The organism is Planococcus sp. VCh962, from assembly GCF_057748275.1.
On the sequence record NZ_JBYLHS010000010.1, the window covers coordinates 36,862 to 48,861 of the forward strand.

General features: G+C 36.2%; 11 protein-coding genes and 1 pseudogene. 6 read left to right on the forward strand and 6 right to left on the reverse strand.

Annotated features, from left to right (window positions below; genetic code table 11):
* Positions 1–288: 288 nt before the first annotated feature.
* The 3 genes from AC3AQ9_RS18360 to AC3AQ9_RS18370 all read right to left on the reverse strand — a co-directional run bounded on the left by AC3AQ9_RS18360 (position 289) and on the right by AC3AQ9_RS18370 (position 3,810).
* Positions 289–1,992 (reverse strand): metallophosphoesterase, encoded by a 1,704-nt coding sequence (locus tag AC3AQ9_RS18360; protein ID WP_488308937.1) that lies wholly within the window; start codon positions 1,990–1,992, stop codon positions 289–291.
* An 82-nt stretch (positions 1,993–2,074) separates the two neighbouring features.
* The gene (locus tag AC3AQ9_RS18365) at positions 2,075–2,773 is read right to left on the reverse strand and encodes a hypothetical protein (RefSeq protein WP_488308938.1); all 699 of its coding nucleotides are present in this window, start codon (positions 2,771–2,773) and stop codon (positions 2,075–2,077) included.
* A 137-nt stretch (positions 2,774–2,910) separates the two neighbouring features.
* Positions 2,911–3,810 carry a hypothetical protein gene (locus AC3AQ9_RS18370; protein WP_488308939.1) on the reverse strand — a complete coding sequence of 300 codons (900 nt, stop codon included), beginning with the start codon at positions 3,808–3,810 and terminating at the stop codon, positions 2,911–2,913.
* Positions 3,811–4,308: 498 nt separating this feature from the next.
* Between AC3AQ9_RS18370 and AC3AQ9_RS18375 the strand changes: the two genes are divergently transcribed.
* A complete protein-coding gene (locus AC3AQ9_RS18375; RefSeq protein ID WP_488308940.1) occupies positions 4,309–5,469 on the forward strand; it encodes an SH3 domain-containing protein in 1,161 nt (386 codons plus the stop codon).
* A 580-nt stretch (positions 5,470–6,049) separates the two neighbouring features.
* Here AC3AQ9_RS18375 and AC3AQ9_RS18380 read toward each other — a convergent pair.
* The 3 genes from AC3AQ9_RS18380 to AC3AQ9_RS18390 all read right to left on the reverse strand — a co-directional run bounded on the left by AC3AQ9_RS18380 (position 6,050) and on the right by AC3AQ9_RS18390 (position 7,894).
* Complete coding sequence (locus tag AC3AQ9_RS18380) at positions 6,050–6,646, reverse strand: SH3 domain-containing protein (RefSeq protein WP_488308941.1); 597 nt, start codon at positions 6,644–6,646, stop codon at positions 6,050–6,052.
* Between the two features lie 125 nt (positions 6,647–6,771).
* Complete coding sequence (locus AC3AQ9_RS18385) at positions 6,772–7,629, reverse strand: nuclease-related domain-containing protein (RefSeq protein WP_488308942.1); 858 nt, start codon at positions 7,627–7,629, stop codon at positions 6,772–6,774.
* A gap of 49 nt (positions 7,630–7,678) precedes the next feature.
* Positions 7,679–7,894, reverse strand: coding sequence for a hypothetical protein (locus AC3AQ9_RS18390; protein WP_488308943.1), 216 nt, complete (start codon positions 7,892–7,894; stop codon positions 7,679–7,681).
* A gap of 44 nt (positions 7,895–7,938) precedes the next feature.
* Here AC3AQ9_RS18390 and AC3AQ9_RS18395 point away from each other — a divergent pair.
* From AC3AQ9_RS18395 to AC3AQ9_RS18415, 5 genes and pseudogenes are all read left to right on the forward strand, one after another.
* Positions 7,939–8,569: pseudogene (locus AC3AQ9_RS18395) on the forward strand (DNA/RNA non-specific endonuclease).
* Positions 8,570–9,484: 915 nt separating this feature from the next.
* Complete coding sequence (locus AC3AQ9_RS18400; RefSeq protein WP_488308944.1) at positions 9,485–9,865, forward strand: hypothetical protein; 381 nt, start codon at positions 9,485–9,487, stop codon at positions 9,863–9,865.
* A 718-nt stretch (positions 9,866–10,583) separates the two neighbouring features.
* Complete coding sequence (locus tag AC3AQ9_RS18405; protein ID WP_488308945.1) at positions 10,584–10,883, forward strand: Arm DNA-binding domain-containing protein; 300 nt, start codon at positions 10,584–10,586, stop codon at positions 10,881–10,883.
* 77 nt (positions 10,884–10,960) lie between these two features.
* Positions 10,961–11,512, forward strand: a complete 552-nt coding sequence (locus AC3AQ9_RS18410; protein WP_488308946.1) for a hypothetical protein — start codon at positions 10,961–10,963, stop codon at positions 11,510–11,512.
* Positions 11,509–11,793 carry a tyrosine-type recombinase/integrase gene (locus AC3AQ9_RS18415; RefSeq protein WP_488308947.1) on the forward strand — a complete coding sequence of 95 codons (285 nt, stop codon included), beginning with the start codon at positions 11,509–11,511 and terminating at the stop codon, positions 11,791–11,793. The genes AC3AQ9_RS18410 and AC3AQ9_RS18415 overlap by 4 nt, the downstream gene beginning before the upstream one ends.
* Positions 11,794–12,000 lie beyond the last annotated feature (207 nt).

Sequence of the window (12,000 nt, forward strand, 5' to 3'; positions counted from 1 at the left end):
TTAAGATATATAGTTTGTGAAATAAGTTTTGATAAAAAAGAAATAAAAAAAGAAGAAGACTTTCGTCATCTTCTTGAATCTTTCAATAACCATCGTTTTTGATAGAATAATCTCCATAAAATTAACAAAGAAAAGAACCTTCAAGTAGAGGATCTTCTCTTTGTTAATTCCAGTTTCTAAAAAACCTTATTTATTATTGATACGGCTCTTCATATCATGTGTTATGGCGATTTTTAATTGCAATAATTAAAGTATTTTATTTATTTGACTCATTTTTTAGTTTGAATGCTAGAAATTTATCAAATCCATTAACTCAAAGCCTGTATTTATACTAGAATAAATGGAGCACACCACAAAGAGCTCCTTGTCTCCAAAGTTCACGATTTTGCTTCGGCCAGCCGATGCTGGTATATGATGGTGACCATGTATAGCGCCAAGTATATTGTATTCCTTAAATAATTTTTCAATCTTTGGTTCTGTACAATTGTAATCCTTATTATACGCCCGGCTTTTTGTTGAAAGCATACTCAGTTCGTTAAACAGCGGTGCATGCGAAACAATTATTGTTGGGATGTCATAATCATTCTCAAGTAATTTATTCAAGTAGTTAAGAATATATTGTTGCTGTTCTTTCTTCCTCTTAACTAATGCTACAGGTATTGTAAGCCCAATATAGCGTATTCCATCGTGAACTACGTAATTATTGTTTAGTATGCTCATCCGAGGGAATCGTTTTTCAAGTTCAAACTTTACCACCTCGTAGAACCTGTGGTCGCCCACTGGCAACATATACCATGACGCATCAGGATTTTCTAAAAAATTTTCAAACCATGGAGTATTTAGAAAAGGTTTAAACTTTTCATCTTGTATCTTTTTTCTATTATTCGGTAATACATCTATTAATTCATGGTTTCCAATTACATAAATGCCTTCAATATCTTTATTTGTGACTCGAGAATTTGAAATATCACCGGCCAATATATTGAAATTTTTATTAACGAAAGGAAACTTCCTGTCAAGAGAGTGAATATCGGAGACCACATTTAATAAATTTATATTCTCTGTAGAAAGAACCTTTTCAAAGTATTTTTCTGTATGTTTAGGATGAATGCTATGCGGAATATAATTTTTCTTAAGTTCAGTAAGTGCGTTGCCAGATTTTGATTTTAAGATCGGTGTATTTTTTAAGCTCAGTGAATGCTTCTCGCCAATGATCGGTTTTTCTAAACTCATTTTTACTTCTTGAGGTATTAAAATTAATCCAGAATCAATAGCTGATTGAGAGGTTAAAAACGCACCCTTATTTCCATTAGTAGAAAAAGTATTCCCTAACAGATTCGATTCTACTATTTTAATCTTCTTGCCATCGGTTGTAATCGGTAGTGTTGAAGTGAGTTGAACGACAAATCTAAGATATTCGTAAACATACTCTGATATTCCAGTATTTACATTTTCACTGAATAGGAATTTACCTGCAAGATTTGCAGAAAGTGGTCCAGTTTCATCGTGTTGCAAAAGTCGTCCAAGAATTTGAATTTCAAAAAATGGATTTTGAAAGATGGCATTGTAAGCTTGTTTGAATTTAACCGAGTTTTTATTAACCCGCTTATTAGTAATTTGAAAAATACTCAGTTTAATGTATGTTTCTATATTATTTTTATGCATATTGAGATATTCACGTGTCTCTTCTGGATGGAGTAAGTACTGTATAGCTGCATGTTGGATATAATTTTTTGCTGTATCATAAGGAATGGCTGAATAAACAATGTCTCCCCTAGACAATACCTCTAGATCTTTTGCCTTCATATTGTAAACCAACTTAAAGTAATCATTTCTAAAAATTGTTTTGTTAACGGGTCGTCGAATGTTTTCTGGATACAAGTCGAAACGGGCGACTAGTTCTGATGGCAGTTCCATCTCAGTTTCCGTTAATTTAAAAGGGACGTTCTTTTCAACGACACTCAAAGAACCTTCTATTTTATTAGGTTCCATTACCTCACCTCACCTTTTAGAGACAATACTGAATATATTTTACTGATACATTCTTAGCTCTTTTTATTTCTATAACGACATTTTAATCACCACGAAATTCAGACTCTATTTCTGCTTGAATCTGCCTTGCTTCATGCTCAGAATCTTGTTTACTTTCAAGCAACATTAAATAATGAGTTGAGAGAGATTGAAGGTTATCAAAGATTTCTTTGAATACTTTAAGGAAGTTTTCTAAATCCACTACTACGTTATCAAGTGTATTGATATAGAATTGTGGTTCCAGATCGTTGGTTAAAGAATAACGTGAGAATGTAATATCATGAATCGTTTTGTCTTTTCCTTTTTTGATAATTGTTCTTTCGATTTTTCCATAAAGTTCGTCGATGTATACTCTCAAATTACTTAGCATCTTTTGGAATGCTATTTTATCACTCGAGTTATTCAACTCGTTTTCTAGATTGATTACTTTTGTAAAGAGCCCTTTTAAGTCGTGGTTTCCCTCGAAAGTTTCGTTCTTGTCTAATAATTGGTTTTGAGTCCAACAAATCGCTTTTAAATACACTTCAATACTGTGATTCGCATTAAATAGGATTGGGAAAATCAAACTATCAGCTCTTTTCCCTGTGTTATCTTTTAAGGTTTCTTTTACTAGCAGTAAAGCTGAATCACTAAAACCTTCTGCAACTACAATCATATTATGAATATGATCATAACGTTGGGTCCGCCAATTCATATAGGCATTTTTTGTAATATCTTTATTGTATGAGAAAATATCTTTCATTTAGTTATAAGTCCCCCTAATTTTTATTTAACATTCACTTTAGTGCATAACTACATCTAGTATTTTAAAGAGACTTTCTTGTTAAAATTGATTATTTCCCATACGTTTAAGAAACCATCATTTTTATCTTTGCTTACTTAATTTGTCGTAGAGATCGTCACTAAATAACCGTCTTCAAAATACAGGTAATTGAAGTTTGGATAGATCCATTGTTCTCTAACCGCTGCTGCAGTTTCTGTACGATGAACCGTCTGTGGTTCTCCCCAAGAAGTAGAAGAAATCACTTCTTCATCCGTCAATCCGATTGTGAGAGGGATATCTGCTGGATTTGAGTTTTTTATCCCATTGTGGTCGTTATATTCTGTCTCCCAAGAAACGACGGCACTTTGGTTGGCCAATTCTTTTATTTCCTTTGAATATAATCCGGTGTAGGAAGGAGACACTTGTAAATGAATGAGTAACGAATCAACTGTTCCCCCTACTGAAAACGCGTATAAGGCATCGGCATAGGCAACCATGGCATTAAGCTCACTGTCTTCTTTTTCGAAGCCATGGGTTTTCATTTCACGAATCGATTGGTACTCTTCTTTTTCTATCAACCTTTTAATTTCATTTTTTAACTGAGCAATTTGATCATTCTTTTCTTCCATAATTAATTGATAAGTTGTTTCGTCCAAAATTAAATAATCCACCAGTTCATGGGTGCTGCTATAAAATTTATTCATGTCTTTTTGAAACAGGGTTTCTACCGCCCGACTATATTCCCTTGCAATGCCGTCATTGTTTTCCGGACTATTTGTTGTTTTCATGAAATCCTTATTGTATTTAAAAACAACAGCATCAGTTTTTCCTTCCTTGTTCAGTTGCTTGTATTCTTCTTCTATATTTACCGCTTCTTCACTGGAAACTTGTGCATCCTCTGCTTGAGTTTTATCCGTTGAATCGCTACACCCTACTAATATCAAAGATGCCAAAATTCCACTCCATAATTTCTTTTTGACAGTAATCCACTCCCTATAAAGCTTTAAAATCACCATACCTTATAATCATATAACTAACAATCTATTCCATTTTAAATTACGAAAAACCTACTAATATGTTTTCAGGGAATTATAAAAAGCCGTTACATTTGTAACAGCTTTAGACAAAAAACATTAATAAATCATCTACAATTATGTATAGATAATCCTCTATTATCAATAGCTTCCTTCCAGCTATAAAAAAGAAATCTTAGCGATTTAATTTAAAACTTCAAAAACGTATAACCCCATTCTGTTTAAGGACAGAGTTAAATAAAGCTGTTTAATTTTTGATGTAACATAATTCACTATACTTAAAAACATAATAAAGTCGTTTAAATCTAAATATTATTGCCCAACCGTATCTTTTAGTTGAATATGAAATATTTCCATTTTGTCTTTTGAATTTTTTCTTTATTAAATTTAACAGTTGTAAAATTATAAACTATTGATACAATTAATGGGACATTATTATTAGGTCGAAATAACCACTAATAAATTTAAGGAGGGGTTTAGTTGAAGAAGATTTTAAGTATGGTCGTTATTTTGTTTCTTTTACTGCCTATATTTGCATCCGCTACGGAAGCTTCCGTTACTTCTGAAGTAAAGAAAACACAAGTCACTACACCGCTCCGTGTAGCTGCCAGTCCAAAGGCCAAAGTTATACTCAGTTTGCCTAAAGGTTCTTTAGTAACGCAGCTGAACACAGTGAAGGGCGGATGGTCTTATGTTCAAGCAAACAATAAAAAAGGGTATGTCGCTACAAGTAATCTTGTCGTTCCAAGCAGCGAAATTAAAATTGTAAGCTCTAAGAGCGGGCTGACGATAAAAGAAACTGCATCTGCAAAATCAAAGACCGTCGCCAATCTAAAACAAAATATGGTAGTAGAAGATTTCGGGAAAGTTATCAGCAGCTGGCACTTGGTGCGGTATGGCAATGTGATAGGCTATGTCGATTCTAAATTGATCACTGCTTCTAAGCCATTTAAAAAGTATACAAACGCTAGCGTGATCCTTCGAAATACGGCAAGCACTAGTGGGAAGAAAACTGGTTCTCTCAATAAGAACATAGAAGTAAATGTGCATTCACAGCTTTCTAACTGGTCTTTTGTAACCAGCGGGTCCTTAAGAGGCTACGTACCTTCCAATCAATTATCAGCAACAAAGCAAAACGTTTCACCGCAAACGCTGAAAACTTTCATTGAATTGCGCCCAACGAAAATCAAATGGATGAAATATTATTTTGATGGAAAAGTATTGCAGGGAAATGTTCAAAGCAGTGTCTATGAAGATGAATATGAACGTGTAAATGAATATGACTATGTTGTTCCTTCTATTTCTATGTCATTCTCGTCAAAACGTTTTCAGATGGGTCTTCCCAATAGTGATTGGATATGGACAGACATTAGTACACCATTAGTTCAAAATAAACCTACTCCTATCCTTGAATTTGACTGGGATACTGAAAAATATGTACCTATTGGGAATTCATACTTACGTACAACAACTGGAACAATTACAACACCTGCGGGGACTTTTAAGAATGTAGTGCATATCGAAGAAAAATTTAAAAATCTACCATTTACAATTCATTATTACTTTGCGCCAGGTTATGGACTAGTGAAAGTCATAGATTCTAAAAATCGTCTTTCCTATGAATTGCGGAGTTACAAATAAGGGACAAACATTCCTCCTGCTAAGAAAACAGTAGTAATCATGATATCTCTTTATTAAGCGGCCTTTGTTCGGTATTTAATCGATCTCAGATCACGCACCTGGATTCCAGAGGTTAAAGTAATAAATATGTAATTAACTATGTTATAAGTGGCGATCATGGCGCAGAATTCGGAAAAAATTTTGGATCAATTAAGAGATTTGAAGGTAAACTTTTTAATCGCTTTGATGTATTGCATAGTATTAAATCTTTTTACAGACATCTAAAATAACTCACAGAAAATTATACATTAACATTACCGGTGACCATTAGGTTGCCGGTATTTTTTTAAAAAAGCGTACTAGTATACAGGATCAGGTGTTGGGATGGGTGCTTCAAAATTTGGCTTCGGAACAGTTTTGGATCAAAGAAAGCAAATTGACACACATTTACACCAACTTTTTCAGCCGGAAAATGAAATGTTTTTGGTTGATTCTCTTTTGTTATTGTCCTGCAGCCAGAAAAAAAGAAGCGAGTAAATATAACACCCGCTTTCTTCATTGGCTTTCATATTCTCTTTCAACATGCCGACTATTTTAGATTTTATTTTTTATAGACGCCATCAAATGTTGCAGCCATGCCATGATAATACATGCACGCTCCTGACTCTTTCACTGTAATAGATTTACCGGTGTTTTTAAAAGTAATCCGACAGGTTGGATCATTAAAAAGTCCTTCAAAATCTTTTATATACTCAGTATATATTCCTTCGCCATTTTTAATTTTTGCTGTTCCTTCAATCTCTCCTACATGACCACCCATTCCTACATTAATAGAAAATTTATAACTTGTTGATGTTTCATTAGATATTGTAACATTACCAAATTTATTCGACCATTTTCCGTTCCATTTGCTTTTTGAGACTGTTTTTTCTTTTAAGCCACTTGATGCGATAAATCCAGCTTTATTCTTATATTTAATTTTTGCCCACCCACCAGGCTCAGTGCTATAAACATAAACAGTCGTTTCTTTTTTCAGAGAACCTACTATTTTTGCTTTTGGACTAGCTTTTTCACGTACATCTAGCTTGTCAATTTTTACTATGTAATGCTTGTTTACTGCTGCTGCTTCTGTTTGTTGTGACGGTAGTAAAGTAATCATTAAAACCAACATCATTATACATACTGTTACTTTTTTCATAACTTACCTCCTAGATATTTTAAATATAATAATACAATATTTTCTTAAGATATTTCCGTGAAGTTGATTGCCTTCTCAATCAAGTCTTTTTCAGTGCGGCTTACCATTTAGTTCGCGGCAGAGGATTATAAACCAGTATTTTTGTTCATGACGTACGCTGAATTGCCAAGCTCCGTTTTATCGAGTGACAAGATAACTTCTCCCATCTGTTTCAGCTCTTTCGAATTGAGTATTGTCCCCTGACTTTGTGACTTCACATAACCCAGTAACTGCTTGGCATTAATCACCGGACATGGCGTTTGATTTCCTTTCCATTGACCTTCCGGATTCGTTAGCACCACAATGGGTTCCACTTCTACCTTTTCCCCCATTTTATTCAAGTTGTATTCTAATTGCTTGGCGTGATAAATCGATTGTTTCTGAGGACTGTTGATCACATGCTGTTTGTCGCCCGTGTTCACATAGTTATCAATTGGGTACCAGAGCCACCCATTCTTGTGAGGATAAAACTTCCCCTTTATATTCTTCGTCTCAATACACACTATTTTTCCATTGGGACATAGAAGGAGATGATCAATTTGAGTAAGCGAACCTTTTTTCGTTTCTACTGAAATATCATTGACGATGATGTATTGATCACTTAACCCGTTAACCAGAATGCTTGTGACGTGAGATTCCCCGTTGAACCCTTTTCGTATGGGTTCAAGCTCCTGCATTTTAATCTTAAGCATCTTTTTATAGTCAATAGTGCCTCTGTTGAGAGTTCGATTGAAGAGAAAAAACCACATCACCAGATGAAAGAATGGAAATAAGAAAAAGAAGGGCAGTCCAAATAACACTGTCCAAATGGTCGCTTTCTTATAGGCAGCAGGTTTATTTTGCGCTTGAATTTTAGCTACTCTCTCTCGCAGTTCTTTCAATTCGTTAGTAATCGCTTTCCCTTGCTTGCCAAGTGTTGTATCTTGCTTTAAAAGAACGGCCAACTGTTCAACTCCTTTTTCTCTAGCGCCAATTTGTTTAATGTAATATGGATTAAAATTTGTTTAACAGCTGTGTTACCCAATAATAAGCCCATCCAAGTATGGAAATCGTGGTTCCCATCTTCCGAATAAAGTCAGGCAGCTTTAGTATCTTCAATATTATTTCTACAATTAGCGATATGAAAACTCCACCAATAATCAATATCCCCATAAATAATGCCATTCTATCGATAACTCCGTTATCCAGTTGCGAAAAATCAATGACCATCTTTTCTCTCCTCCTTACATTAACTATCGGAAGGAGAAACTTTTTTGTTAAGTACCACCACTGAAACAGATGAAAGCAGAGAAAAAGAAGAAACGATTCCTGCGGTTGTCGAGAAACCCGTAGCAGTGGAAATACCGACTCCCCAATGAGGAACGGTTAGACGGATATGACCTGATCGAGGTGGATGGCGGTGATTTGTCTGGATATCGCGAAGCCAACACCGTTGTTGATATCGGGTATGGGGACCGAGAATACTGGGCCTTTACGAATGAATACGGGCAGCTCTTGCGTGTCATTGCTACTAATTTTGAGGCCATCATCACCTATCCGGATACGGAAACGCAGATCCCTTCCAGTTACCAGTATACCTATACAGTCATAGGCAACGAAGTCGTTGATGCCTTTGACAACGTGAACCCGGATGAAGTAAACGCATCACTCGGTTTAACAGGCAGTGAGCCTGCTGATTCACGCAGCCCAACCCAGACAGTGAACCTGCCGGGCCGCACCACTGCCGACACAACCGGTGATGTTTCCAGTGTGGATGCAAACGGCAATGGACAGGTGACCACCAAAGAAGCAGAAGCAGCAGGTTTCAGCATGCCCATCATGAGCGACCATTGGTTATACCCCCATATGCGGGATAATGATAATGACGGCATGGTCGGTGAGTAAGCCATTAAAACTTTAAAGTGAAACAAATGAATGAAAGAACAGTTTACAGTGGCTCTACTGTTCACCATACTCATGCAGATTAAGTAAGAAGACAAAAACTAAAAATCAGATCATGTGCTATTCCGAAAATGAATACTCTACTACGGTTGTCATCTACAGCCGAAAGGCGTTTCCGGATAGCCCTTATTAAAGCACAAAAAAAGAACTGCTTGCGGCAGTTCTTTTTTCATTTTTGTCAAGCGTTTTCTTTGCAATCATCTAATAAAGCATAAGAAAAAGTTGAGTGCGATAATGGCCCTTTCCGCACTCAATTTTTTTGTTATTGCGCTCTTCAAAATAAACATTTTCCAGGATTAATTGGGTATGTTTCAGACTTACCCAATTAACTACATGGTACCGTCCACAGGTCTGGACCTTCAAAACCCTTGATCCCACTGATTGTTACATGTCCAAAAAATGACCATGCAGACCGACTAATAGGGTCTGGAGCAAACACTTTAAGCTACATTTGGCCAATTGCATTATGCTGCTAAAACGATTGATAAATTACTTATGATATTACCCTTTTGTGTTATAACTATAAACTCATATTCATTTTCCAGCTTAAGAAGATTTTACTATAAGTAACCCTAGCAAATTAAACAATTTTTTTAAAAAAATATTTAACATCCTAAAAGAGATATTCTTTCAAAATAAATCTAGAAATATCGATATAGCCCAAGTATACTTTTTGAACTGCTGAAGAAAGGAGAAACTTCCCTAAGTTCAAATGAGAAAAGCTGTAAAGTTTAATACCTATTCATTAGCGTGTATGAGAAAAATAAGACACGTTCTAGTGAATATTTTCAGCTTCTAAACTAACCAATCAAGTAATTGAATTAAATTGACTTCTTAATAAAGAAAGGAACCTTAACAATGACGATACTGTCAAACATCGAATTGCACTTAGCAGAAAAAATCAAATCTCTATCTTATACAAACTTTGAAGAAATCAATACTTACATGTATGTCGACCAAGAAGACCTTTTCTTACTTTATATTTTGGACAATCTCGACCAATTTCATGAACAAGTAAATATGGGGAAAGGAAAAGATTTTGAAGGTTATCTCTTTTACTGGGATATAAGCAAAAACCCCGTCTTACCTTATTTAGCTGGTGAATGGCCACAAACTTTCTATGAAAGTATTATAAAGTCAAATAGAAACCACATCTCACTAAGTTTAGACATATATAGAGGCACACATTATTGGACCCTTTTTATATTTTCACAAAAGTTTTTTGTAACTAAGAATTAAAACAACTAGTAATGACTTTTTTTAAAAGCAAAATTTTGATATTTAGAAGCAATAAAAAAAAGAAGTATCTTCAAATTTATAGTCTTTTGAAAATAAAGTATTTAGACGATCAGACTTAAATAAAGTCTTCTACTAAGAAAAAAGAGTAGTTCCAAAAAATGGAATTACTCTTTTTTATTTCTTATAATCGGCTATCAATCCATTTCATACATGCAATTGAAGTACCAGCCTCATTCTAGACATCGCAAGTGAAACAGCTGAATATCCATATTTATTACCGCATGAGATTCATACCTCTTCCTACTCTTCACGCATCCATTACTTCCTTTAACATAAACTCCATTTTCAACTCTGCGATTTTTAATCTCGTTTATTCTGAAAGACAAAAATAGTTAAGTACGATAATGGTTCTTTCCTTACTCAACTCTTTCTTTTTTTAAATGCAAAGAAGTAGACATTCCGACATGTTTTTGGTGATTTTAGGGGTGTACTAGGTACACTCGATTTTTCCTTAAAATTATCTGCAGTTTCATACGATCAATTGGGTATAGCTAGGGGTACCCAATTCAGTTGATGACACGATTCATAGGGCTGGACTTCCAAAACCCTTGGCACTACTGGGTTGTCAGACGCTGAAATCCATCGATTTTGCCGACAAATAGGTCCTGCAACAACTTTTTTGGAGCGGTTTTCGGTTCATTTTCGGACAGTAAAAAAGATGCGGATTACAGACGCGATAAGAGTGAATTTTAAGGGATTCTTGTGCTGGAAGCTGTTCATTCTCTTACCAACAAGGAGGGATTTAAGTATAGCCAGTATCACAAAAAGAGGGGAAACTTGGCAATATTCCGTCAGCCGCTATATCAACGGAAAAGCGAAACCGCTTCGGAAAGGCAGCTTCCGAACAAAAAAGGAATGTGTAGACGCTGCCCTTACTGTGGCAGAAGAATTGCGCTGGGGATTCCTTCTCAAGCGCACCAATGTTTCACTGGCAGCATATTTTGGCGAGTGGGTGTAAACTTACCACAAACACCAGCATTTGAAGACCTATGAGCGGTACAGAAACACCTCGCAAAGCATTTCGGCGATAAACCCTTGCAGAACATCACCAAACGCGAATACCAACAGTTTCTGTTCGATTCTGGAAATGGGTTGTCGAGATCCACAGTGAAGAAGTTGAATATGCAAGTTCGTGACTGTGTGAGGGACGCAATTGACGAGGGATATATCCGAATAGACTTCACACGGAAAGCGGACTTGAAAATCGGGAAGCTCCCGAAGCGGTCCGAGGAAAAACATTTGAGTTATGCCGATAGCGTGATTTTTACGAGGAACCTTTTTTCATTGGAGAATATGCGGCTTGTCCATTACGTGCTGCTGTTGGCACTGACTTCCGGTATGCGGTATGGGGAATTGGTGGGATTAACGCGGGATGATTTCGATTTCGACCGCGACGAGATCACCATCAACAAGACATGGGATTATAAGCGCGGTTCTGGATTCGGTCCAACAAAAAACCCACAATTCAACAGAGTGCTGAAGATGGATTCCGTGACGATGCAATTATTCCGGACATTGTTCGATAAATCGGCGCCCGGCTATGAGGGCTGGTATTCTATAGCCCTGCCTCCAAAATGCGTGTATTGAGCAATGAAGGCGTCAACAAGGAATTGAGAAGCATCCTGTCCAAACTAAACATCAAGCCGGTGATTACCGTTCATGGACTTCGCCATACGTACGCCAGCATTCTCCTGTACCGCAGAAGATCCATTTATTACGTATCCGAACGTTTAGGCCACAGCGACATTCAGACGACTCATCATACCTATGCGCACGTTAACAAAGAGCTACGGAAGGAAGATTCGGATTATACTGCGGAAATGTTCTCCTCCATACTGAAAACGTCCATGGAACGAGCTTCGGTTTAGAATATTCCGGACCGCTTTATTGGTTATGATATTGCCACATTATCAATAGGAAAGCTGATTGAAACAATCATTCGGAGTTGTCAGTTTTTCGATGTAAAAGTAGCTTTTCAGTGTCCAAACAGACCGTTTGGGGGACAAAAAGAGCATTATCCCTATCCGAAACGTCAAAAACCCCTCATTGTGGTCTCCTATCCTATCCGTTACGAT

What these genes read in the sequence shown, in the direction of transcription:
- AC3AQ9_RS18400 (WP_488308944.1), top strand. Translation starts at nt 9,485, where the DNA reads ATGACGATACTGTCAAACATCGAATTGCACTTAGCAGAAAAAATCAAA.
- AC3AQ9_RS18405 (WP_488308945.1), top strand. Translation starts at nt 10,584, where the DNA reads ATGCGGATTACAGACGCGATAAGAGTGAATTTTAAGGGATTCTTGTGC.
- AC3AQ9_RS18380 (WP_488308941.1), bottom strand. Translation starts at nt 6,646, where the DNA reads ATGAAAAAAGTAACAGTATGTATAATGATGTTGGTTTTAATGATTACT.
- AC3AQ9_RS18360 (WP_488308937.1), bottom strand. Translation starts at nt 1,992, where the DNA reads ATGGAACCTAATAAAATAGAAGGTTCTTTGAGTGTCGTTGAAAAGAAC.
- AC3AQ9_RS18390 (WP_488308943.1), bottom strand. Translation starts at nt 7,894, where the DNA reads ATGGTCATTGATTTTTCGCAACTGGATAACGGAGTTATCGATAGAATG.
- AC3AQ9_RS18370 (WP_488308939.1), bottom strand. Translation starts at nt 3,810, where the DNA reads ATGGTGATTTTAAAGCTTTATAGGGAGTGGATTACTGTCAAAAAGAAA.
- AC3AQ9_RS18365 (WP_488308938.1), bottom strand. Translation starts at nt 2,773, where the DNA reads ATGAAAGATATTTTCTCATACAATAAAGATATTACAAAAAATGCCTAT.